The organism is Pseudomonas sp. 05N431, from assembly GCF_056397005.1.
Genome location: NZ_JBFTMN010000003.1, coordinates 288,671 through 310,390, shown reverse-complemented (window position 1 = coordinate 310,390; position 21,720 = coordinate 288,671). Strand labels below are relative to the sequence as shown.

The 21,720-nt window shown below is 58.8% G+C and carries 21 protein-coding genes; 11 read left to right on the top strand and 10 right to left on the bottom strand.

The features are described 5' to 3' along the window. Nucleotides 1-72 precede the first annotated feature (72 nt). From AC1DIG_RS06870 to AC1DIG_RS06860, 3 genes are all read left to right on the top strand, one after another. Nucleotides 73-1,689, top strand: a complete 1,617-nt coding sequence (locus AC1DIG_RS06870; protein ID WP_477766674.1) for an inorganic phosphate transporter — start codon at nucleotides 73-75, stop codon at nucleotides 1,687-1,689. 209 nt (nucleotides 1,690-1,898) lie between these two features. Further along, the gene (locus tag AC1DIG_RS06865; protein WP_477766673.1) at nucleotides 1,899-2,765 is read left to right on the top strand and encodes a hypothetical protein; all 867 of its coding nucleotides are present in this window, start codon (nucleotides 1,899-1,901) and stop codon (nucleotides 2,763-2,765) included. Then, on the top strand, nucleotides 2,762-3,484 hold the full coding sequence (locus tag AC1DIG_RS06860) for a TylF/MycF/NovP-related O-methyltransferase (RefSeq protein WP_103314960.1): 723 nt from the start codon (nucleotides 2,762-2,764) through the stop codon (nucleotides 3,482-3,484). The genes AC1DIG_RS06865 and AC1DIG_RS06860 overlap by 4 nt, the downstream gene beginning before the upstream one ends. 230 nt (nucleotides 3,485-3,714) lie before the next feature. Here the strand turns inward: AC1DIG_RS06860 and AC1DIG_RS06855 are convergent, their stop codons facing one another. After that, entirely contained in the window at nucleotides 3,715-4,611 is an 897-nt protein-coding gene (locus tag AC1DIG_RS06855; RefSeq protein ID WP_477766672.1) for a LysR family transcriptional regulator, read from the bottom strand. A gap of 121 nt (nucleotides 4,612-4,732) precedes the next feature. Here AC1DIG_RS06855 and AC1DIG_RS06850 point away from each other — a divergent pair, with 121 nt between their 5' ends. Next, nucleotides 4,733-5,491, top strand: a complete 759-nt coding sequence (locus AC1DIG_RS06850) for an SDR family NAD(P)-dependent oxidoreductase (RefSeq protein ID WP_477766671.1) — start codon at nucleotides 4,733-4,735, stop codon at nucleotides 5,489-5,491. A gap of 46 nt (nucleotides 5,492-5,537) precedes the next feature. Here the strand turns inward: AC1DIG_RS06850 and AC1DIG_RS06845 are convergent, their stop codons facing one another. Continuing rightward, a complete protein-coding gene (locus tag AC1DIG_RS06845; protein ID WP_477766670.1) occupies nucleotides 5,538-5,975 on the bottom strand; it encodes a multidrug/biocide efflux PACE transporter in 438 nt (145 codons plus the stop codon). 89 nt (nucleotides 5,976-6,064) lie between these two features. Between AC1DIG_RS06845 and AC1DIG_RS06840 the strand changes: the two genes are divergently transcribed. Continuing rightward, nucleotides 6,065-6,919 carry a LysR family transcriptional regulator gene (locus AC1DIG_RS06840; RefSeq protein WP_477766669.1) on the top strand — a complete coding sequence of 285 codons (855 nt, stop codon included), beginning with the start codon at nucleotides 6,065-6,067 and terminating at the stop codon, nucleotides 6,917-6,919. A 305-nt stretch (nucleotides 6,920-7,224) separates the two neighbouring features. Here the strand turns inward: AC1DIG_RS06840 and AC1DIG_RS06835 are convergent, their stop codons facing one another. Both AC1DIG_RS06835 and AC1DIG_RS06830 read right to left on the bottom strand, forming a co-directional pair. Beyond that, nucleotides 7,225-8,460 (bottom strand): RNA polymerase sigma factor, encoded by a 1,236-nt coding sequence (locus AC1DIG_RS06835; protein ID WP_477766668.1) that lies wholly within the window; start codon nucleotides 8,458-8,460, stop codon nucleotides 7,225-7,227. 22 nt (nucleotides 8,461-8,482) lie between these two features. Then, nucleotides 8,483-8,827 (bottom strand): YciI family protein, encoded by a 345-nt coding sequence (locus AC1DIG_RS06830; protein WP_477766667.1) that lies wholly within the window; start codon nucleotides 8,825-8,827, stop codon nucleotides 8,483-8,485. A 234-nt stretch (nucleotides 8,828-9,061) separates the two neighbouring features. Between AC1DIG_RS06830 and AC1DIG_RS06825 the strand changes: the two genes are divergently transcribed. Both AC1DIG_RS06825 and AC1DIG_RS06820 read left to right on the top strand, forming a co-directional pair. Then, complete coding sequence (locus tag AC1DIG_RS06825) at nucleotides 9,062-9,547, top strand: GNAT family N-acetyltransferase (protein ID WP_477766666.1); 486 nt, start codon at nucleotides 9,062-9,064, stop codon at nucleotides 9,545-9,547. A 33-nt stretch (nucleotides 9,548-9,580) separates the two neighbouring features. Then, entirely contained in the window at nucleotides 9,581-10,186 is a 606-nt protein-coding gene (locus AC1DIG_RS06820; protein WP_477766665.1) for a pyridoxamine 5'-phosphate oxidase family protein, read from the top strand. A 132-nt stretch (nucleotides 10,187-10,318) separates the two neighbouring features. On the opposite strand, the gene AC1DIG_RS06815 is transcribed toward AC1DIG_RS06820, so the two are convergent. From AC1DIG_RS06815 to AC1DIG_RS06805, 3 genes are all read right to left on the bottom strand, one after another. Beyond that, nucleotides 10,319-10,816 (bottom strand): GNAT family N-acetyltransferase, encoded by a 498-nt coding sequence (locus AC1DIG_RS06815; RefSeq protein WP_477766664.1) that lies wholly within the window; start codon nucleotides 10,814-10,816, stop codon nucleotides 10,319-10,321. A gap of 324 nt (nucleotides 10,817-11,140) precedes the next feature. After that, entirely contained in the window at nucleotides 11,141-11,629 is a 489-nt protein-coding gene (locus AC1DIG_RS06810) for a GyrI-like domain-containing protein (protein ID WP_477766663.1), read from the bottom strand. Nucleotides 11,630-11,695: 66 nt separating this feature from the next. Next, on the bottom strand, nucleotides 11,696-12,358 hold the full coding sequence (locus AC1DIG_RS06805) for a LysE family translocator (RefSeq protein WP_477766662.1): 663 nt from the start codon (nucleotides 12,356-12,358) through the stop codon (nucleotides 11,696-11,698). A gap of 228 nt (nucleotides 12,359-12,586) precedes the next feature. On the opposite strand from AC1DIG_RS06805, the gene alaC reads away from it, so the two are divergent. Continuing rightward, nucleotides 12,587-13,792 (top strand): alanine transaminase, encoded by a 1,206-nt coding sequence (alaC, locus tag AC1DIG_RS06800; RefSeq protein ID WP_216741992.1) that lies wholly within the window; start codon nucleotides 12,587-12,589, stop codon nucleotides 13,790-13,792. A gap of 92 nt (nucleotides 13,793-13,884) precedes the next feature. On the opposite strand, the gene AC1DIG_RS06795 is transcribed toward alaC, so the two are convergent. The 3 genes from AC1DIG_RS06795 to AC1DIG_RS06785 form a co-directional block, all read right to left on the bottom strand. Next, nucleotides 13,885-15,576 (bottom strand): glycosyl hydrolase family 18 protein, encoded by a 1,692-nt coding sequence (locus AC1DIG_RS06795; RefSeq protein ID WP_477766661.1) that lies wholly within the window; start codon nucleotides 15,574-15,576, stop codon nucleotides 13,885-13,887. A 223-nt stretch (nucleotides 15,577-15,799) separates the two neighbouring features. After that, nucleotides 15,800-17,152, bottom strand: a complete 1,353-nt coding sequence (locus AC1DIG_RS06790) for a GntP family permease (protein WP_477766660.1) — start codon at nucleotides 17,150-17,152, stop codon at nucleotides 15,800-15,802. Between the two features lie 82 nt (nucleotides 17,153-17,234). Next, nucleotides 17,235-17,768 (bottom strand): gluconokinase, encoded by a 534-nt coding sequence (locus AC1DIG_RS06785; RefSeq protein WP_477766659.1) that lies wholly within the window; start codon nucleotides 17,766-17,768, stop codon nucleotides 17,235-17,237. Nucleotides 17,769-17,983: 215 nt separating this feature from the next. Between AC1DIG_RS06785 and gntR the strand changes: the two genes are divergently transcribed. From gntR to AC1DIG_RS06770, 3 genes are all read left to right on the top strand, one after another. Beyond that, the gene (gene gntR / locus AC1DIG_RS06780; RefSeq protein ID WP_427536022.1) at nucleotides 17,984-19,015 is read left to right on the top strand and encodes an HTH-type transcriptional regulator GntR; all 1,032 of its coding nucleotides are present in this window, start codon (nucleotides 17,984-17,986) and stop codon (nucleotides 19,013-19,015) included. A 145-nt stretch (nucleotides 19,016-19,160) separates the two neighbouring features. Next, nucleotides 19,161-19,646 carry a hypothetical protein gene (locus AC1DIG_RS06775; RefSeq protein ID WP_477766658.1) on the top strand — a complete coding sequence of 162 codons (486 nt, stop codon included), beginning with the start codon at nucleotides 19,161-19,163 and terminating at the stop codon, nucleotides 19,644-19,646. Between the two features lie 147 nt (nucleotides 19,647-19,793). Further along, entirely contained in the window at nucleotides 19,794-21,704 is a 1,911-nt protein-coding gene (locus AC1DIG_RS06770; protein WP_477766657.1) for an IucA/IucC family protein, read from the top strand. Nucleotides 21,705-21,720: the final 16 nt, after the last annotated feature.

Genomic DNA, 21,720 nt, shown 5'->3' with positions numbered 1-21,720 from the left:
CAAAGCAGTCTCGCTGTAACATTCGGCAACGATCATGACCGACACCCCTCCCTGACACAGGATTGTCCGGCCATGGCTACGCCTTCCTTGACCGCCGCCTCCAACGCCCCCGCCAGCAGTGCCGGCCCGCAACTCGATAAAAAACCCGGCGTATTGACCGCCGTGGTGTTTTTCGCGGTGCTGGCCATGGGGCTGCTGTTCACCGCCTACAGCCTGATGCACGACATGCATGACCTCGGCACCACGGTGACCACCTGGACGCCGTTTCTGCTCCTCGGCGTGGCGCTGTTGATTGCCTTGGGTTTTGAGTTCGTCAACGGTTTCCACGACACCGCCAACGCCGTGGCAACGGTGATCTACACCCACTCCCTACCGCCGCATTTCGCGGTGGTCTGGTCAGGGTGCTTCAACTTCCTCGGGGTGTTGCTGTCCAGCGGCGCCGTAGCGTTCGGCATCATCGCCTTGCTACCCGTGGAGCTGATTCTGCAAGTCGGTTCATCCGCCGGTTTCTCGATGATCTTCGCCCTGCTGATCGCAGCAATCCTGTGGAACCTCGGCACGTGGTGGTTGGGCTTGCCGGCCTCGTCATCCCACACCTTGATCGGCTCGATCATCGGTGTCGGCGTCGCCAATGCGTTGATGCACGGCCGCGACGGCACCAGCGGCGTCGACTGGGCACAGGCCACCAAGGTCGGTTACGCGTTGCTGCTGTCGCCACTGATCGGCTTCGTATTTGCCGCGCTGTTGCTGCTGGCCCTGCGCGTCTTCGTCAAAAATCGTGCGCTGTACAAAGCACCGAAAGGCAACACACCTCCACCGTGGTGGATTCGCGGGATGCTGATCCTGACCTGCACTGGCGTGTCCTTCGCCCACGGCTCCAACGACGGCCAGAAAGGCATGGGCCTGATCATGCTGATTCTGGTCGGCACCCTGCCGATGGCCTATGCGCTGAACCGCACCATGCCGGCCGACCAGGCGTTGCAATTCGCCGCCGTGGCCGAAGTGACCCAGCAAGCGCTGGTCAAGAGTGCTCCGCTACCGGCCCCCGCCGACCCGCGCCCCGTGCTGTCCGAATACGTGCGCAGCAAGGAAGTAACACCGCAACTGATCCCCGCCCTCGCCGCTCTGGCGGGCAACATCGGCAACGAAGTGAAAGGTTACGGATCGCTCGCCAAAGTCCCGTCCGAAGCCATGGGCAACGTGCGTAACGACATGTACCTGACCAGCGAAACCATTCGCCTGATGGACAAGAACAAGGTCGGTGACTTCGATGCCGACACCACGGGCAAACTGCAATTGTTCAAACAGCAGATCGACAACGCCACGCGCTTCATTCCGCTGTGGGTGAAAATCGCCGTGGCGATTGCGCTGGGCCTGGGCACCATGGTCGGCTGGAAGCGCATTGTGGTCACGGTCGGTGAAAAGATCGGCAAGACCCACCTGACCTACGCCCAGGGCGCCTCGGCAGAAACCGTGGCGATGCTGACCATTGGCGCGGCGGACATGTTCGGCCTGCCGGTATCGACCACTCACGTGCTGTCCAGCGGCGTGGCCGGGACCATGGTGGCCAACGGCGGAGGTTTGCAGATGAAGACCATCCGCAACCTGCTGATGGCCTGGGTGCTGACCTTGCCAGCGGCGATTCTGCTGTCCGGGAGTCTGTACTGGTTGTTCACTCAACTGTTCTGAACCTGACAGCACGTAAAAAACTCCCGAACCGGGCAATCGGTTCGGGAGTTTTTTTATAGGAGCCATCAGCGGCGCGCTCACTCGACAGGCATTTCGTCGCAAAATCAGTGGATTAAGCACTAATTGATTCAGCACCCGCTGGATCGGGCTTCAGTTTGTTACCTTGGTGCCGACTCTTAAGAGACCCGATGCATTCAGGAGGGGGAACCGTGAATCTGTACATCAATCAGCTTCAGAAGAAAGCTGACTTCAAAAGCGCCATCTACGCTGGCGATATCTTCCTGAACACCCAGCTCACTGCAGCAAAAGAACTCTGTGCTTTTGCTCAGGAAAGCATCACCGCCGCGTTTGACGGCGAGACTGACCACCAGGCCCTGCACCGCCTGATGCCGGTGGAAGAGTTCGTGGTGCTGGTGACCCGGCTCAAAGGCCAGTTCACCAATAGCCTGCGGGCCAAAGAGTTGATCCGTGGTTTCACCGAAGAAATCGGTGCAGCCCCCGAAGAGTTCATCTTCGACGTGCCACGGATTCGCGTCGTGCCCAACTACGATTACCTGCACGCCGGCGTCAGCTACGCGTACAAACCTCATCGTGACACCTGGTACGGCGGCGTCGACTGCCAGATCAACACCTGGATGCCGGTCTATACGATCCAGCCGGACCAGACCATGATGATCAACCCGGCGTACTTCGATAAGCCGGTAAAGAACACCTCGGCGCAGTGGAGCCTCTCCGACTGGATCGACGTGCAACGCCAGCGCGCCAAGGACAACGTCAAGGAAGAAGCCCGTCAGCACCCGGTGCCGACCGAGGACATCGACGCGGCGTCCGAGATCCGCATTGCCGGCAACACCGCCGAAATGCTGATTTTCTCGGGTTCACACCTGCACGGCACGGTTCCCAATTACACCGAACAAACCCGCTTCAGCGTGGATTTCCGCCTGATGCATCTCGACGACCTGAAGCACAAGCGCGGCGCGATCAACGTCGACAGCGCGTGCCCGGATGTCGGCGCCGGTTTCAAAGACTATTTCCACGCCCACGACTTCTCGAATTTCCAAGGAATCCAATCATGACCAAGCGTCGCATTACGCCTGCCGAGGCCCAATACAACGAAACCCGCGCTGGCGTTCTCAAGCGGGTCGACGCCGAGTACGTGGCCGATGCCCCTTACGTGTTCGCCAACCGCATCGGCGTGACCGCTGCACTGTCGCGCATGGAGCTGTTCAAGAAGGTCGCCGAAATCCCGGGCGCGATCATCGAGTGCGGCGTGTACAAGGGCAACTCGCTGATGCTTTACATGCACCTGTCGATGATCCTGGAACCCTATGCGATCAACCGTTCGATCGTTGGCTTCGACACCTTCGAAGGCTTCCAGAGCATCAACAAGGACGAAGACCCGGCCGACGTCAACGAGACCATGTTCTCCGACACCGACCAGTCGCTGATCCAGGACATGATCGACGCCAACGACCTGTTGCGTCCGGTCAACCGCATCCCGCGTTGCGAACTGGTCAAGGGCGATATCTGCAAGACCGCGCCGGAGTGGGTCAAGACCCGTCCGGACCTGGTCGTGGCCATGCTGATCCTCGACACCGACCTGTATGAGTCGACCAAAGTCGCGCTGGAAACCTTCCTGCCGTACATGCCAAAAGGCGCCATCGTGGTATTGGACGAAGTTGCCTACCGCAACTTCCCGGGCGAAACCAAAGCCCTGCGCGAAGTGTTCGACCTGAACAAGATCGAGCTCAAGCGCCTGCCGTTCGATTCCTGCGTGGGTTACTTCCACATCTGACGCGTAACCTCCTGTGGGAGCGAGCTTGCTCGCGATGGCGGCAGAACAGTCGACATAGATGTCGGATGTTATGGCCTCATCGCGAGCAAGCTCGCTCCCACAGGGTAATGCTGTTCATTTAAGCAATTTCAGCCGCGAGGCATTCTTTGTAGCAGCTGCCGAAGGCTGCTACAGATCGCATTACGGCTTAAGTGAACAGCATTAGCTTCCACAGGGGGATTTGTCGTGCTTCAGGCCAAGGGCTGGATCACCTGCCCCAGCCAGTCCATGAATGCCCGCACGCGCAATGGCAAATGCCGTTGCCGGGCATAGAGCAGCGAAACCTCCATCGGCGGTGCGTTGAGCTGCGGCAAGACGGCCACCAGTTCACCGCTGAGCAGGTACGGCTGCATCCCCGTCAGCGGCGCCTGGATCAACCCGAATCCACCCAGACACGCTGACTCGTAAGCGTCGGTATTGTTGACCGTCACACTGCCGGCCATCGGCATCCTATGCAGCTTGCCCTCCTCCTCGTACACAAAACCTTCCGAACGCGAACCCAGCACACCGACGTAATGGACCAGCCGATGCTGCGCCAGGTCTTCGAGCCGCTGCGGCACACCATAGCGCTGCAGATAGGCAGGGCTGGCGCAATTGACCATGGCAAAGTCGCACAGGTGACGAGCGACCACCGATTGATCCGGTTGCGCGCCGACCCGCAACACGCAATCAAACCCTTCGCCGAGCAAATCGACCCGGCGGTCGGTGCTGCTGATTTCCAGTTCCAGATGAGGGTGCCGGGCCATGAATTCCGGCAGTCTCGGCATCACCACCCGACGGGCCAGGATGTTCGGCATGTCGATGCGAATCCGCCCGGTCAGCGAGGCCTCGTCCTGGCGAAACAGCCCTTCGATTTCATCCATGTGCGACAGCAAGTCCTTGCTGCGCTCATACAACACCAACCCGTCCTGAGTCGCCTGAACCTTGCGCGTGGTGCGTTGCAGCAGGCGTGTGCCGAGCAGGGTTTCCAAGGCCTGGACGTGTTCGGAAACGGTGGACCGGGGCAAGCCGAGGCTTTCGCCCGCGAGGGTGAAACTCGACATTTCGCTGACCCGGACGAAGGTGCGCAACAGCTCCAGTTTGTTCATGAGGCCAACTCTTTATTGTTCGGCTAATCCGACCAGTGATTCCGATTTAAGCCTGTTTATCACATAAAGGCGGATAAATAAACTTTCTCCCATCATCACTCACTGCTCTGGAGAACCTCCCATGAACCGCAAAATCGCATTGATCACCGGCGCCAGCCGTGGCCTCGGCAAAAGTACCGCCCTGCATCTGGTGACTCAGGGCATCGACATCATCGGCACCTACAACAGCCGCGCTGATGAAGCCCAGGCGCTGGTCGCGCACATCGAAAGCCTTGGCGGTCGCGCCGCCATGCTGCAACTCGACGTCGGCCAGAGTGAAGGTTTCAGCGCCTTCACCGCAGAGGTCGGGGATGTCCTGAAAAACCACTTCGACCGCCAGCACTTCGACTTCCTGATCAACAACGCCGGGGTCGGTGTGCACGCGAACTTCGCCGACACCACCGTCGCGCAGTTCGACCTGCTGATGAACATTCACCTGAAGGGGCCGTTTTTCCTCACCCAGAATCTGTTGCCGCTGCTGAATGACGGCGGCCGGATCATCAATATTTCCAGCGGCCTGGCCCGCTTCAGCCTGCCGGGTTACGGGGCTTATGCGGCGATGAAAGGGGCGATGGAAGTGCTGACGCGCTACCAGGCCAAGGAGCTTGGGGCCCGCAACATTACGGTGAATATCCTCGCGCCCGGGGCCATCGAAACCGATTTCGGCGGCGGTGCGGTGCGCGATAACGCGGACATCAATCAACTGGTGGCCAGCAATACGGCACTGGGTCGCGCCGGCCAGCCTGACGACATCGGCGCCGCCATTGCGTTGCTGCTGGCGCCGGGTGGCCAGTGGATCAATGGGCAGCGCATTGAGGCATCGGGCGGGATGTTTTTGTAATCAGGATCAAAAGATCGTCCGGACGCGATTCGGACGATCTTGGCTTTTATCCCTCGCAAGACTCACGCATTACCAGTCGCTCACGCACCACGTCATAAACCCAGTGGTAGACGTAGGTGTACGGCAGGAAAAACAGCAACACCCCAATGTCCAGAATCAACGCCTGCAACAGGCTGACGTTCAACCACCAGGCAATCAGCGGCACACTGACCGCCACCAGCCCCCCTTCGAACAGCAAAGCGTGCACTACTCGGGTTGCGGCACTGTGGGTAAGCGCCAGACGCTTGAGCAGACGGTCGAACAGACCGTTGAACAACACGTTCCAGGCCAAGGCGATCAGACCGATGGCAATGGTCACGGCGCCCATCTCGACCATCGGTTTGTCCATCAGCCACGCCAGCAACGGTGTACACAACATGACTGCCAGCAGCTCGAAACCAATGGCCTGAAAAACACGTTCGATAAAGGATTTGTTGGTGCTCATCATCAAGCTCCCTGGGTGAATGTGGTTGCCATCATCTACCACCGCACCGATACTTCATAACCAGTAACCATCGATCAAGGCGATAGTTCATGGCCTCACATGAAGTGCTGCTGGCGTTCGTCCAGGCAGCGACCCAAGGCTCGTTTTCTGCAGCGGCGCGCAAACTCGGCAAGAGCCAGTCGACCATCAGCGCGGCCGTCGCCAGCCTGGAAATCGACCTGAACGTGACCCTGTTCGATCGCAGCAGCCGCAAGCCCAGCCTGACCTCGGCCGGGCATGTCATGCTGCAACGCGCCGAAGACATTCTGGCCGCCACCAGCCGCCTGGAAATGACCGCCGCGCAACTGTCCCAAGGCGTTGAGGCGAAGCTGACAGTGGCGATTTCCGACACCTACCAGTCCGATCGCTTTGAAGCGGCATTGAGTGACTTCGAGCAGCGCTACCCGGACCTGGAGCTCGAATGCCTGATTGCCGAGTGCGACGATTTGATCGCCCTGGTGCAACGCGGGCGCGCGCATATTGCCTTCGCCGAAATGCAGTCCGACTACCCGGCCGACCTGAACAACGCGACGGTCGACGAGCGCACGGAAATTGCCTTGTTCGTGTCAACCGAACATCCGCTGGCGGCGCTGCAAAAGGTCGATAAGGAAACGCTGCAACAGCACCGTGAATTGCGCCTGGCGACCATCATCAATCCCTACGAAACACGCGCCCAAGGCCGGGTCTGGTCGGCGCCCAGTTACCTGATGCTGCTGGAAATGGCCCAAGGCGGTTTTGGTTGGGCGCCCTTGCCACGCTGGCTGGTCGAGCGTTTTGGTGCGGGTTCGTTGCAAGAACTCAAGGTCCGCGGCTGGCCGAAGCCGGTGGCGGTCGATGCCCTTTGGTCGCGCCTGCATCCGCCGGGGCCGGCGGGGAGTTGGCTGTTGGCGAAGATGCTGGAGTGAAACATGGTGCATCTCGCATCTCGCATCCACATTTCGCATCCGTATCCCGTATCCGTAGCAGCTGCCGAGCCTGCGAGGCTGCGTTCGGCCGCGAAGCGGTCGTGAAATCAGGCAACGCGCTTTTCCAGGCAAACCGCGTGCACAGGATTTGCGAGGACTTCGTCCTCGAACGCAGCCTCGCAGGCTCGGCAGCTGCTACGGATGCGGATGCGGATGCGGGATACGAATACGGATGCGGATGCGGGATGCGGGATGCGGGATGCGGGGGTCGGATACAGATACGGATGAGGTATGCGGTGCGGCCATCACTTGAGCTCGCTCAACCGCCGCTCGATAAACCGTCGCTCCGGCTCTTGCCGGGTCAGTTCAAGGGCGCGCCGATACGCCGCCCTCGCCTCTTCAACCCGCCCCAGCTGCCGACAGAACTCGGCGCGCGCCGAATGGGCCAGGTGATAGTCGAGCAGTTCGCCACGGGCAAGAATCCCTTCGACCAGCGTCAACCCCGCCAGCGGCCCATCGCGCCGGGACAGCGCCGCCGCGCGATTGAGTTCGATCACCGGCGAAGGCTGCACCCGCAGCAACACGTCATACAGCCCAACAATTTGCGGCCAGTCGGTTTGCTCGGCCGTTGCGGCTTCGGCATGCACCGCCGAGATCGCTGCTTGCAGGCAATAAGGTCCAAAGCCACGCGTGCCCAACGCGCGTTCGATCAAGGCAGAGCCTTCGGCAATCATCTGGGCATTCCACAGCGAACGATCCTGCTTATCGAGCAAGATCAGCTCACCCGACGCCGAGGTTCTGGCCGGGCGTCGCGATTCATTGAGCAGCATCAGCGCCAACAGCCCCATCACTTCGGCCTCCGGCAACAGCTCCATCAGCAAGCGGCCAAGCCGGATCGCTTCGCGGGTCAGGTCTTCGCGGGTCAGCTCGCTGCCGACCGATGCCGAATACCCTTCGTTGAACACCAGGTAAATCACTCGCAACACGCTCTCGAGGCGCTCGGGCAACTCGGCAACGGAAGGCACTTGATAGGGGATTTTCGCGTCGCGGATTTTGTTCTTGGCGCGCACGATGCGCTGGGCAATGGTGGACGGTGCAACAAGAAAGGCCCGGGCGATTTCCTCAGTGGTCAGGTCGCAGACTTCACGCAGCGTCAACGGCACCTGCGCATCCGCCGCCAGGGCCGGGTGGCAGCAGGTGAAGATCAGCCGCAAGCGATCGTCTTCCACATCCTCGACACTCCAGTCAGTCTCTTCGAGTGCTTCCAGCTGTGCCACCAACGCCGCTTGAGAAGCCGCAAATCGTGCGCGACGGCGCAAACCGTCAATGGCCTTGAAACGCCCGGTCGACACCAGCCAGGCGCGCGGATTATCCGGCACGCCATCGCGCTGCCAGCGTTCGACCGCGACGAAGAAGGCTTCATGCAACGCCTCTTCGGCGAGGTCGAAATCCCCCAGCAAGCGAATCAACGTGGCGAGTATGCGCCGCGATTCGTTGCGATAAACCGCCTCGACCAGCGCCTTGACCGACTCGCCCGGCATCAACCCGACAGACCTGTGGTCATCAACGATTCAACTCACGGACGGGGCGCACTTCAACGCTGCCGACCCGGGCCGCCGGGATGTTGCCGGCGACCTGAATGGCCTCGTTCAGGTCCTTCGCATCGATCAGGTAGAAACCGGCCAGTTGCTCCTTGGTTTCGGCGAACGGGCCGTCGGTGATCGACAGTTTGCCGCCGCGCATACGCACCGTGGTGGCGGTCTGAACGGACTCCAGCGCCTCGGCGGCGAGCATCCGGCCGCTGCCCTGAACCGACTCGGCGTAGGCCATGCACTCGGCGTCGTGGGGGCTGTCGGGCGAGGTATGCAGGAGCCGTTCGTCGCTGTAGACCAGGCATAGGTATTTCATAAGACTCTCCGTCATCAAGCTGATCAACTATGGCTGCAGATTGAGCATTTGGCGAAAATCCCGACGATCAGGGTGGCCGCGTTTACAGCGTCTGAACATCAGTGGACTTTTTATGTGAAGCCACCCCTAGTCGTCTGGCAACACAGCAAATCGACCGCTCAAATAAAATAAATGCCGACCGGGCAAACTGGCTAAAATCCGCACTTCACCTTTGTCGGACCACGGACACCACCAGTGACGACCCAACTCGTTCCCTACGAACAGCTGACACCCGCTCAATGCCAGCAACTGGAAGCCATTGAGATCCCTGACCGGCAGAAGCAATTCTCCGGCGATATCGACATGGCCCTGCACACCTTGTTGTCAGCACCGCGTGACGGCATCAAGGGTTTTGCCCTGCTCGTCGACGGAGTTCCGGTAGCGTTCCTGCTGCTCAAGCGTCCGCCGTTCCTGCCGCACTGGGCCCATGAAGACACCGCGACCCTGCACGCGCTACAGGTCGATCACCGCCACCAGGGCAAGGGTTATGGCAGCGCCCTCCTGCAAGCCCTGCCACTCGCGGCGCGCCAGGCCTGGCCAGACATCAAGGGGCTGGAGCTGTCGGTGGATGCGCACAACGAATCGGCGCTCGGGCTCTACCTCAAGCAAGGCTGGGTCGACAGCGGCAATGCCTACAAAGGCCGGATCGGTTACGAGCGGCGCATGGCCCTGGCGTTCTGAACGCCCGATAACTTTTCATGGATGAAGTGAACAATGCTGACCACTATCGAACAACTTGAGGCGATTTACGGCCTGCCCCACGACCGCGCCGTGCGCAAGGAAATCCCCTTTCTCAACCTCGATTACCAGGCGATGGTGCGCGCCTCGCCGCTGGTCATCGTAAGCTCGGTCGGCCCTGACGGCATGGACGGTTCACCTCGTGGCGATACGCCGGGTTTCGTACGGATTATCAATGAGCGAACCCTGGCGATCCCCGACCGCCCGGGCAATAACCGCATCGACACCTTGCGCAATATTGTCCTCGATTCACGGATCTCGTTGCTGTTCATCATTCCCGGGATTGGCGAGACATTGCGGGTCAATGGCCGCGCACGGATCAGCGCCGAGCCCGAACTGCTGGAAAGTTTTGCGGTGAACGGCAAACCGGCGCGCACGGTGATTCTGGTAGAGGTCGAAGCCGCCTATTTCCACTGTTCCAAGGCGATCGTCCGCTCGGATTTGTGGAACCCGGAAAAGTACCTGGACCGCTCGGCCCTGCCCACCGCGGGCGCCTTTCACAAGCGCCTGAATGACGGTCAGTTCGATGCAGAGGCGTATGATCGAGAAGCGCCGATCAGAGCATTGAACAGCCTCTACTGAGACGACTAACCAATGTGGGAGCGAGCTTGCTCGCGATGGCGGCCTGACAGTCAACATAAGCATTGAAGGTACTGGCCTCATCGCGAGCAAGCTCGCTCCCACAGTAGATACTCGGTATTCGGAAGATATTCGTTACAGCTCAAGTACCATCTCATGCCAGGCCATGCCGCCGTGATCGGACGCGGACTCCTTGAGGTAGGCGAAACCAAACCCGGCATACAGCGGAATGTGCCGTTCCTTGCACATCAGGTTGATGCGGATCTTGCCCAAATCCCGCATGCGGATAATGAACTCGGCCATCAACCGTTTCGCCAATCCCAGCCCTTGGAAATCCGGGTGCACCACCACCGACATGATCACCACCTGCGGGCCATCCGGGTCATGGCCGATCATTTCCTTGAAGGCCTCATCCGCCATTTCCACCTGATACGCCGCACCCGAATTGATAAACCCGGCAACGACGCCGTCGACCTCAGCCACGATAAAACCTTGCGGCCAGGTGGCGATGCGCGTGGCGATTTTCTCGCGAGTGGCCGCTTCATCACCTTCATAGGCCTGGGTTTCGATGGCGAAGCAGCGATCAAGATCAGCCGGCTTGACCTGGCGAATGACAGTCGTGGGGGAGTTCATGGCGTGGCTCGATCAGCGAAAAAGAGGGAGCAAATCATAAATTAATAAGGACGGCATATCGATCATTTGCAAGCCCGTAAAGCCTTCGTATAGCGGCTTTCTTTCGCGCAAGGTTCGGGCTATTGCTTGTCTCTGTCTTTCGCCATGAAGAGGGAAACTCACCATGAGTAGCGTTCAGGTCGGTCTTCTTATGCTGTTCACTATCAGTGCTTTTGGCTTTATCACGCTGACGATCGATGTATTGCGAGCGCGGCGAATCAGCAAAGATAAATAGTGCAGATGCCGAGTGGCGGCGGCGCCTGAATGCGCCGCCTCTCAACCCGTTCAGGCCGTTTTGAGCGGTACCCAGATTTCCAGCACGCCAGTATTGAGCTTCGGGTTGAAGTCGTCACTGTAGCGCTCGAACTCCGGGGCATCGGCAGCCTCATGACCCGACTTCGGCAACCAGGTTTTCCAGATGTACTCAAAGGTTTGCGGCAGGGTGTCCAGCGCACCTTCGTGCTTGAACACCGCGTAGTGCTGAGGCTGTATTTCGATCCAGCGGTAGAGTTCCGGCAGGTCATCGAGCTTGCTGATTTCGACACCCGCGATGTATTCAAACCCGCCTTTACCGTCCGGGTTGCAGCAGACGCCATAGGTGACCTCCCCGATCTGCCCTGGAACGTTACCGATATGCGGTACGAATTTCTCCCAGAGCTTGGGAATGCCTTCGGTGGTGTCCGCGCTAAACCGCCCACCAAGTCCGGCGATCAGCAGAAAATGCCCCGTTTCGAAGCGTGGCTCAGCGAGTTCGCCCTTTTTTGGATCATCCATGAATCAACTCCTGCAACTGAAGGTGGGTTCGGCTGCAAGTATAGAAGCCAAACCGGATTCCCCCAGTCAAAGGCCCGGAAGTTCTGCAACCGCCGCTGGGAGGATAAATTCCTGATAGCCAGAAATAATCACGTAGACCGCGAAATAGCAGAAGATCGCTGCAGATGCCATATAAGAATAGCGCAGTAGCTTGTCACCCAAAAGCTTGCCGCCCTGGGTCGCCGCCAGGCACAGGGCAACGCACCACAGCAGCCCGGCGCAAAAGAATCCTGTCAGAAACAGTGCGGCATTGGTCAGGCTACCGCCCCCGGAACGGGCAATCAGCGTACCGCCAACGGCGGCGAACCAGAGAATCGCGCTAGGCGACGACATTGCCAGAAAAATCCCACGGAAAAACTCCCGCCGATGAGAACCGGCACTGACCTCACCCGCCTCCGCCAACACGGCGCTGTGATAAATCGCCGAGTAAATCATCTTCGCCGCGAAGTACAGCAGCAACGCCGAACCACCAATCCACAACACCCAGCGCACTGCCGAGTACTGCAACAACACGGTCATGCCGGCCAGCGCCAGCACCGCGTATACCAGGTCACCGACACAGGTGCCCAGCCCCAATGCAAAACCCTGAAAATAGCCGCGTTGCATGGCCAGTGTGATCATCGCAATGTTGGCCACGCCGATGTCCAGGCACAGTGAAAGACTCAGCAAAAAGCCGCTGGAAAACTCCATTTTTCATCTCGTTTAAAGGTGGTAGTTGAGTAATTGCCAATTTCTGCAAGAAGCATGCGCGCGCAGGTTGAACGTGAAAACTTGCGCATACGATCAACCCTGTCGTGGAAATTAGTTGAACTTCGCCACTAGACAATCGGCCATCGGCGCCCTTATCTTCCGCCACAGGCCACCGCAGTGGCCAGCGTCGCTCGGACGGTTCCGGGCGCTTACGTTATCGAGGCAACAATGGCCGAACAAGGTTCGCCGCGCCGCTTTGCGCGCATAGATCGACTCCCCCCTTACGTATTCAATATCACTGCCGAGCTGAAGATGGCCGCCCGTCGTCGTGGCGAAGACATCATCGACTTGAGCATGGGTAATCCCGACGGCGCCACTCCGCCACACATCGTGGAGAAACTGGTGACCGTCGCCCAGCGCGAAGACACCCACGGCTACTCCACCTCCAAGGGTATTCCGCGTCTGCGCCGGGCGATTTCCAATTGGTACAAGGATCGCTACCAGGTCGACATCGACCCCGAAAGCGAAGCCATCGTCACTATCGGTTCCAAGGAAGGCCTGGCGCACTTGATGCTCGCCACGCTCGATCAGGGCGACACGGTGCTGGTGCCGAACCCGAGCTACCCGATCCACATCTACGGCGCGGTGATTGCCGGCGCCCAGGTGCGCTCGGTGCCGCTGATCCCCGGCGTGGACTTTTTCGCCGAGCTGGAACGAGCCATTCGCGGCTCGATTCCGAAGCCGAAGATGATGATTCTCGGCTTCCCGTCCAACCCGACCGCGCAGTGCGTCGAGCTGGACTTCTTCGAACGGGTAATCGCCCTCGCCAAGCAGTACGACGTACTGGTGGTGCACGACCTGGCCTACGCCGACATCGTCTACGACGGCTGGAAAGCCCCGTCGATCATGCAGGTGCCGGGCGCCAAGGACATTGCGGTGGAATTCTTCACCCTGTCCAAGAGCTACAACATGGCCGGCTGGCGGATCGGTTTTATGGTCGGCAACCCGGAACTGGTCAACGCCCTGGCGCGGATCAAGAGCTACCACGACTACGGCACTTTCACCCCGTTGCAAGTGGCGGCCATCGCCGCGCTGGAAGGCGATCAACAGTGCGTCAAAGACATCGCCGAGCAGTACCGGCAGCGTCGTAACGTGCTGGTCAAAGGCCTGCATGAACTGGGCTGGATGGTCGAAAACCCGAAAGCCTCGATGTACGTCTGGGCCAAGATTCCCGAAGCCTACGCGCACCTGGGTTCGCTGGAATTCGCCAAGAAGCTGCTGGCCGAAGCCAAGGTCTGTGTGTCGCCGGGGGTCGGGTTTGGTGAATACGGAGATGATCATGTGCGTTTTGCGCTGATCGAAAACCAGGACCGGATTCGTCAGGCGGTACGCGGGATTCGCGGGATGTTCCGGGCCGATGCGGCGGCGGGTTGATATCGCGGTTTTCTGAACGGAATAGAAAATGCCCCTGTGAGTGGATTGTGCTCACAGGGGCATTTTTCGTTTTGGGGAGCTGATTGGTAGTGTTATGGCGACGGTAAGAAAGTTGCGCCTTTATAGTAGAAGGGGTCCATTTTGATCACCTCATTCAAGACTTTGCACCCTACCCCTTCACGTGCGGCGTTGTTCAGCATGCCGTTGTCATGGTCTCCCATCCAGATGAACAGCCCTCCCAGATCCCATGTGGCCACGTACTCGCCTTTGGCCTTAACAGTACGAGGAGTATCCAGGGACATGAACACTTTGGTCGTTGGGTTGTAGAGAAAGTCCGCATCGGCCTTGTCGTCGGTGTACAAGGTAAAACCATTGAGCGGAAGCTTCGTTTCCAGATCCAGATAATGTTTCATCATGCCGGGCCATTCGGTAATACCCGGTTCAAAACAGCCTGGCGTCGTGTTCTTCCCCGGCTTCTGGCTGTAAGTTCCCACCAAAGGTGACACACTCGTCAGCACCGCTTGCTGAGCATTTCGACTGTAACCGGCGTAGCCGATAAAAATCATTTCCGACGGCACACCCAACCCCAACAGGTACTGCACCGCTGAATGCACGGAGTTCTCGGTAATATCATTGGGATCGCTGCGATACAGGTTGCAATGGTGCTGGATTTTCGTTGCCCAAGGCGAACCAAAGAAGTCATAACACATCAGGTTGATGCCTCCAAGACCCGCTTGGATCAGCAACAGAATATTGGATTTGGCTAACTTGACCGGGTCGGCAATGGCCGCGATGCTGATTTTTACACTGCCTTTCCCGATGGCAGCCAGTTTGGTTTTAAGCGCCTGAATAAACACTGCAAAATAAGCCGGATCGTCATCATCAAAATCATTACCTTTCCAAGTATCACCCGCTTCCGGCTCACTTCCGGATACCGAGGGGTATTCCCAGTCGATATCGATTTCATTGAACATCGGCCATAGCGTAAAGATTGCGGCAATTGAGTCGATGCAACGCGCGGTTTTAACTGGGTCGCGCGCAACGTGATAAAAGGCATGACTCATTGACCAACCACCAAGACTCAAGGAAAGCTTCAGGTTTGGATCAGCCGTTTGAAGCTTAAGCAGCGCACCCAATACGCCTTGCGCTTTGGCGGGATGATAGAGGTCTGCATAGTCATTGCTTTTCCACCCCGGAAATCCGCAATTGATAAAGGCGGCGACATCATTCCAGGGGTCGATAAACATCGCGAGCGCAAGAGCGATAAGCTCCGCAGCATCCAACTCTGCTTGTGTCGGTTCCTTCGGGTCTACCGCAGGAGAGAGGCCCCAGTTGATCACGGCCTTATTGATCACATTTTGATTGACCCCCTTGTCCCCCACAATCGCGGCAAATCCAAGCACGAGTTTATCGAAGGTTCCGGGCTTACCCAGAAGCCGCATGATGTCAGTTCCACGGCCTCCCGCTGCAAGTGCTGGAGTCGGTTTGGGAGGTCCTTCGCCATAACGATCATCACCAATGCCCCAGTCACTGTAATAGCAAAAACACCTGTAGCCATTGTCTTGATACTGATTGAAGACATTCTTGGCCATCCGACCGGGGGTATAGGACAGCTGATCATCTCGCGTGGCGGAATCAAAGTTATTGAGCTCATAGGTTAGTTCTGCGGCCCCTACCCCCCACATTGCACCGTTAACCGGAGTGCCTGGATCCGTGTCATAAACAAGCTGACTCACTCTGACGCTTCGGTTTGCTTGCGTTGCACCTGGTTGATTGGTGGCCATGATGTTTTCTCCCTGCACGCGTAAATGAGTCACAAGTTCATGAGCAACTTTTACGCGCGGCACAACACAACGCCTACCTGTCAAAGTTGACAGTGCCGACGAGTGGTATTCAGGGATTGGGGATGGGGAAAAAAGAAAGCCGCGACAAGGACTGATCATCCTCTCGCGGCTCGGGTGACTCTGTCAGTCCGGTGCCCGCACGCTGTGCAGGCACCGCCATGAATCAAACCACCAGCGACAACAACAGTATGAAGCCCAGCGCGACGACGGACAGAATGGTTTCCATCGCGGTCCAGGTCTTGAAGGTTTCGGCTACGGTCATGTTGAAGTACTGCTTGACCAGCCAGAAGCCTGCGTCGTTGACGTGCGACAGGATCAACGAACCCGCGCCGGTGGCCAGCACCAACAACTCGCGGTTCACGCCCGGAATCATCCCCACCACCGGCACCACGATGCCTGCACCGGTAATGGTCGCCACAGTCGCGGAACCGGTGGCCACGCGGATCACCGCCGCGACCAGCCAGGCCAGCAGGATCGGCGAAATCTGCGCGCTCACCGCCATGTGGCCGATCACATCGCCCACACCACTGGTCACCAGCATCTGCTTGAAGCCACCGCCGGCACCGATGATCAGAATGATCGCAGCGGTCGGCGCCAGGCTGGCGTCGAGCAGTTTCAGAATCTGCTTGGAGCCGATGCCCTGCCGATGCCCGAAGGTGTACAGCGACAGCAGCAACGCCAGCAGCAACGCCGAGATCGGGTGACCGATCATGTCCATCCAGGTGCGGAAGAAGTGCCCGTCCGGCAGCGCGATGTCGGCAAAGGTTTTCAGCAACATCAGGAACACCGGCAACAGCACGGTGATCAGCGTGATGCTGAAGCTCGGCAAGGTGCTGGAGTGAGGCTCGCGAGCCAGTTGATCCACCAGTTCCTGGTTCGGATGGCCGGGGATGTACTTGGCAATGAACGTGCCGTAGATCGGGCCGGCAATGATAGCGGTCGGCAACGCAACGATCAGACCGTAGAGAATGGTTTTACCGATGTCCGCACCAAACACCCCGATGGCCAGCAATGGGCCCGGGTGCGGCGGAACCAGACCGTGCACGGCAGACAGGCCGGCCAGCAACGGGATGCCGATCTTGATGATTGAAACGCCGGTGCGCCGGGCAACAATGAACACCAGCGGAATCAGCAGCACAAAGCCGATTTCGAAGAACAACGGGATACCGACCAGGAAGGCCGCAAACATCATGGCCCATTGCACGCGTTCTTTGCCGAACGCGCGAATCAGGGTCTGGGCGATCTGATCCGCCCCGCCCGACTCGGCCATCATCTTGCCAAGCATGGTACCCAGCGCAAGGATGATCCCGACAAACCCGAGTACCCCACCGAAACCGTCCTGGAACGCCTTGATGATGGTGCCAATCGGCATGCCCGAGGTCAGCCCGAGAAAAGCTGCGGCGATGATTAATGCAATGAAGGGGTGAAACTTGAACCGGGTGATCAGGACGATCAATCCGATCACGGTGATCACTGCATCAAGCAGCAAAAACGACTCGTGGGACATGCCAAACATGGGGGGTATCTCCTGTTTGTTGTTGTTATTGAAGCGGGTTATTCAGAAGCCGTCAGGACAGCGCTATCTCTTGCAGCAACATTCAGCCGGCGAGTTTCAAACCATGATCGAGCCACCAGGCATGGGCCTGCCGGGCGAGCTCATCGACGTTGTGCTTCGAGGCATCGAGCGCCAGGGTCAGTGGCTCGCCAACGGGGGATTCAAGGGTCGCGAACTGGCTGGCGATCAAGGTCGAAGGCATGAAGTGCCCCGGACGATGGGCCACGCGATCGGCGGCGACTTCAGGGGTCAATTCAAGGAACACGAAACCCAGGCCCGGCAAGGCGCTGCGCAAGCGTTCACGGTAACTGTGCTTGAGCGCCGAGCAGGTCAGCACCGGGCGTGCGCCCGAGGCATCGACGCGACGCAGCTCATCGCACAGGCTGTCGAGCCAGCCGGCACGGTCGTCGTCGTTGAGGGGAATGCCCGCGCTCATCTTTTCGATATTGGCGGCAGGGTGAAAGGTATCGCCTTCAATGCCGGTTGCGCCGCTGAGCAGGCACAGGGCTTCGCTGACGCTGGACTTGCCGCAGCCGGCCACGCCCATGATGACCAGGGCGGTGATAGGTTGACTCATGTAACACCTCAGCGCGCAGACAGCGCTACCTTTGCTACGTGAAACTCTAGTGCAAAAGCAGGCATTGCCGACGCCTTCTTGTCATTTTTATGGGTTGCAGCACGTTCTTTCCCAACGCCAAAAAGCAGGGATCAGGCAAACCCTGCTCAAGCATTTGCAGCCGCATCGAGACAGCGCTACCTTAGTGCCTTGAATTTTGTTTGGCAAGCTGCCCGATGACCTCCACTAAAAACGATAAAAATACCCGCACCACCGGCCGCCCTACCCTCAACGAAGTTGCCCGCCTGGCAGGTGTGAGTCCAATCACTGCGTCCAGAGCCTTGCGCGGTATCAGCACTGTCGCCACCGAACTGGTGGAAAAGGTCCAGCAGGCCGCGCTCGAACTGAACTACGTGGTCAACCCGGCTGCCCGCGCCCTGGCCTCGGCCCAGAGCCATTCGGTGGTGGTCCTGGTGCCATCGCTGTCAAACCTGCTGTTCATCGAAACCCTCGAAGCCATCCATCAGGTGCTGCGTCCCAAAGGCTTCGAAGTGCTGATCGGCAACTATCACTATTCCCGTGATGAAGAAGAAAACCTGCTGCGCAACTACATGGCCTATCAGCCAAGAGGCTTGCTGCTGACCGGTTTCGATCGCACCGAAAGCGCCCGCCGGATGATCGAGACCAGCAATATCCCCTGCGTCTACATGATGGACCTGGACCCGGGTGCCGGTCTGAACTGTGTCGGTTTTTCGCAATTGAGTGCTGGCGAAACCGCCGCACAGCACCTGATCTCGCGCGGTCGGCGGCACCTGGCCTACATTGGCGCACAGCTCGACCAACGCACCTTGCTGCGCGGCGAAGGCTTCCGGCGTGCCTTGCAGCAAGCGGGCCTGTACGACCCTGACCTTGAGTTGCTGACACCGCGCCCGTCTTCGGTGGGCCTTGGCGGCGAATTATTCCTGCAGATGATGGCGAGCCATCCGCAGGTCGACGCGATTTTCTTCGGCAACGACGACCTGGCCCATGGCGCCCTGCTCGAAGCCATGCGTCACGGGATCAAGATCCCCGAACAAGTCGCCGTCCTTGGCTTCAACGACCTGCCAGCCTCGGCGCACATGGTGCCGCGCCTGAGCAGCATCAGCACCCCGCGTGAAGCCATCGGCCGGCGCGCCGCCGAGCACATGCTGACCTTGATGGCCGGCAACTCGATCGCCAAACCTGTGGTTGATATGGGTTTTGAGTTGAAGGTTCGCGAAAGCACCTGATACCGGCGGCTCTACACGTCCGAATAGAGCGCCACCCTCAACCCTGCTACGTTGAGGGTGGCCAAGCCAAACGCTGATACATCTTTACCGGGCACACTCGTTATTGTGGGGGCAGAATCCGCAACTCTGAAAATCGGATGACGACATGTACGCCCTGAAAACAGCAATGACCCTTGTCGCTCTAGCCGCTGGCGTGTCAATGCCAACACTTGCATCCGAGCCGGCGAGCTGGACTCAATTTCTGAACGACCCCAAGTTCATGCCAGCCGTCATAAACTGCCTCGCCGCCCATCCAAAAGGTGAAGGTCCGGCGCTTGTAATGGATGTAGGGCACGCCAGCCTCGATGAAGTGTGGGTAACGACTACCGACCTCAGCGGTCGACGAAACGCCTGCGTTGCCAGCAAGGATAGCGGCACAGTGAGGCACTCAGAGACACTGTTCGATCTGCCGGGCCCGTTATTTGTGTCCGTCGAGCAAACAGCGGTTCCCCCTAAGGGTGAGTGCGTTGAATCAACGCCTGTCTTACTCAATCAACAGCTTCAAGGCTGGATTCTCAGGCAACCCGCGCTTGATCCACATATCCCTAGCCCCTGCTCGACCCCGATCTGGAGCGAGCTGCTGGTAAATTGATTGCCTCGCGCAACCTGCTCTCGGACCTTCCCGCCACCACCATCGGATGCGTCTCACACGTTTACCGGAAACGCTTGCCATCGATTTTTTTGCGCTTGCCGTAGCCTGTTTGGAGCTGCCTTTAATCGCCCCAAGGAGTCTTATGTCATGCACACGGACCCGCAAAAACAGCAATGGTTACTCTCACGCTGGAGCGAAGCGCTGGCGACCGAGGCGTTCACGTCTCGCCGGATAAACCTTGGCCATCTGGCCGATACGCTCGAGCTCAGCACCCGCGCAAGCTTTCAGCGATTGTTGCAGGCACTGCTGCGCGAAGGCCTGCTGAATCCCGAAGTCCTGCAAGCCAGGGGCTCGATGCATTGGCTCACACTGCTCGATGGTGCCCGGTTGTGTTTCGAAGGACTCATCCCCACGCGGATGAACAGCTGGGACCTACAGGGCGACATCACGCTGCATCGCTCTGAATGCCCAGCACAAAAACTGCTGTTTCCTTCACAGTTGCTAAACCTGCTCTGCACGCAACTTGAACCTTTACCGTCGCCCGAAGTGCTCGTTCGTCTGTGCGAGGAGCTTGATGACAGCTTCTGCAACGCCACCTTATGCCAGGCCTTTCACCACGGCTGGAGCCGGCAACTGCGTGAACAATTCAAACTCGCCGATGACGATAATCTGCTGACCTGGCTCAAGAGCAACCCCTCCCACCCGAATCCGACATCGGTGCTTGAACAGTGGGGCACGCTGGGTCATCCATGGCACCCGAACTACAAGACCAAGCTTGGCTTGAGCACTCCTGAGGTCATTGCTTTGTCACCGGAATTCGAAGCCTGCGTGCCCGTCGTGCTGTGCGCCTTGCATCGACAATGGGCTCACGTCGAATCGTTGAACGAACCCGAGCATTACCGCGACTGGTGGCAAGGGCATTTTCCGCTCGCGGCCGAACAATTGATCCGGCACCTTCTAACCAAAGGTCTCGACCCGGATGACTACCTGCCCCTCCCTGTCCATCCATGGCAAGCCGCCGAGGAACTACCGCGCTCGTTCGCTCGCGAGATTGCCGGTGGCTTGCTGGTCCCGACCACCATCATTGCGTTCAACGGTCAGCCGACCATGTCGTTTCGCACCCTGGTGCCCAATGCAAACCGCTGTTCACCAATGGTCAAGCTTCCTGTGGCGCTGCGACTGACCAGCGTGCAACGCACCCTTTCACCACGCTCGGCACGCATGGGGCCAAGGGTCAGCGGATTGTTGCTGCGAATACTCAAGCAGGAGCCGCAGATTCGTACCGTATTGAACATCGTGCCGGAACGCATCGGCGTGCATTACGCGCCGCAACCGGTCGATGACGAACGCTCCCGGCACCTGGCAGTGCTTTACCGGGACAACCCGTCGAGCGTGTTGCAGCCGGGTGAAATGGCCGTGCCCGTTGGCAGCCTGTTCGCCCTCGACGAACATGGACAACCGTTACTGCGCCAGTGGATCAGGTTGGCTCAAGGAGGCGATGGCAGACCGGAACTGCTGCGTTTTTTCCGTGATTATCTGTCGATCGCCGTCCCCGGATTGCTCGGTCTGTACCTGATCTACGGGGTCGCGTTCGAGGCGCACCAGCAGAACAGCTTCATGGTCATGAGCGCCGAGGGACAGTTGAGCCGACTCTTGGTGCGTGATTTCGGCGACATCCGGATTCACCGCCAGACCTTGCACCGGCAAGGCCTCGACCTTCAGTTGCATGACCCGCAGATGACGCTGTATGACGATGCAGACTTCGTGCGCGACAAACTCTTGCACACCACCTTCATGTGCCATCTCGGGGAGCTGGTTCTACTCTGCACCCGGCATTGGAAGATGCCGGAAGATGCACTTTGGAATGAGTTGGCCATTCAGGTCGGCGACTGCTTTGACCACCTGCGCGAACGGGTCGAGCCGCAGCGCTGGACAATCGAGCGTCTGGCCTTGCTGAAACAGGACTGGCCGGCCAAATCGTTCATGCGTATGCGCTTGCTCGACAGCGCGCTCGATATCGTGGGTCGACTGAGCAACCCGCTTCGCGTGCACTCGTAAATAGTCGCTCGAACTG

Excerpts from the sequence above, each read along its gene's own strand:
- AC1DIG_RS06870 (WP_477766674.1), top strand. The coding sequence starts at position 73 with ATGGCTACGCCTTCCTTGACCGCCGCCTCCAACGCCCCCGCCAGCAGT.
- AC1DIG_RS06860 (WP_103314960.1), top strand. The coding sequence starts at position 2,762 with ATGACCAAGCGTCGCATTACGCCTGCCGAGGCCCAATACAACGAAACC.
- AC1DIG_RS06855 (WP_477766672.1), bottom strand. The coding sequence starts at position 4,611 with ATGAACAAACTGGAGCTGTTGCGCACCTTCGTCCGGGTCAGCGAAATG.
- AC1DIG_RS06850 (WP_477766671.1), top strand. The coding sequence starts at position 4,733 with ATGAACCGCAAAATCGCATTGATCACCGGCGCCAGCCGTGGCCTCGGC.
- AC1DIG_RS06845 (WP_477766670.1), bottom strand. The coding sequence starts at position 5,975 with ATGAGCACCAACAAATCCTTTATCGAACGTGTTTTTCAGGCCATTGGT.
- AC1DIG_RS06840 (WP_477766669.1), top strand. The coding sequence starts at position 6,065 with ATGGCCTCACATGAAGTGCTGCTGGCGTTCGTCCAGGCAGCGACCCAA.
- AC1DIG_RS06835 (WP_477766668.1), bottom strand. The coding sequence starts at position 8,460 with ATGCCGGGCGAGTCGGTCAAGGCGCTGGTCGAGGCGGTTTATCGCAAC.
- AC1DIG_RS06830 (WP_477766667.1), bottom strand. The coding sequence starts at position 8,827 with ATGAAATACCTATGCCTGGTCTACAGCGACGAACGGCTCCTGCATACC.
- AC1DIG_RS06820 (WP_477766665.1), top strand. The coding sequence starts at position 9,581 with ATGCTGACCACTATCGAACAACTTGAGGCGATTTACGGCCTGCCCCAC.
- AC1DIG_RS06815 (WP_477766664.1), bottom strand. The coding sequence starts at position 10,816 with ATGAACTCCCCCACGACTGTCATTCGCCAGGTCAAGCCGGCTGATCTT.
- AC1DIG_RS06810 (WP_477766663.1), bottom strand. The coding sequence starts at position 11,629 with ATGGATGATCCAAAAAAGGGCGAACTCGCTGAGCCACGCTTCGAAACG.
- AC1DIG_RS06805 (WP_477766662.1), bottom strand. The coding sequence starts at position 12,358 with ATGGAGTTTTCCAGCGGCTTTTTGCTGAGTCTTTCACTGTGCCTGGAC.
- alaC (WP_216741992.1), top strand. The coding sequence starts at position 12,587 with ATGGCCGAACAAGGTTCGCCGCGCCGCTTTGCGCGCATAGATCGACTC.
- AC1DIG_RS06795 (WP_477766661.1), bottom strand. The coding sequence starts at position 15,576 with ATGGCCACCAATCAACCAGGTGCAACGCAAGCAAACCGAAGCGTCAGA.
- AC1DIG_RS06790 (WP_477766660.1), bottom strand. The coding sequence starts at position 17,152 with ATGTTTGGCATGTCCCACGAGTCGTTTTTGCTGCTTGATGCAGTGATC.
- AC1DIG_RS06785 (WP_477766659.1), bottom strand. The coding sequence starts at position 17,768 with ATGAGTCAACCTATCACCGCCCTGGTCATCATGGGCGTGGCCGGCTGC.
- gntR (WP_427536022.1), top strand. The coding sequence starts at position 17,984 with ATGACCTCCACTAAAAACGATAAAAATACCCGCACCACCGGCCGCCCT.
- AC1DIG_RS06775 (WP_477766658.1), top strand. The coding sequence starts at position 19,161 with ATGTACGCCCTGAAAACAGCAATGACCCTTGTCGCTCTAGCCGCTGGC.
- AC1DIG_RS06770 (WP_477766657.1), top strand. The coding sequence starts at position 19,794 with ATGCACACGGACCCGCAAAAACAGCAATGGTTACTCTCACGCTGGAGC.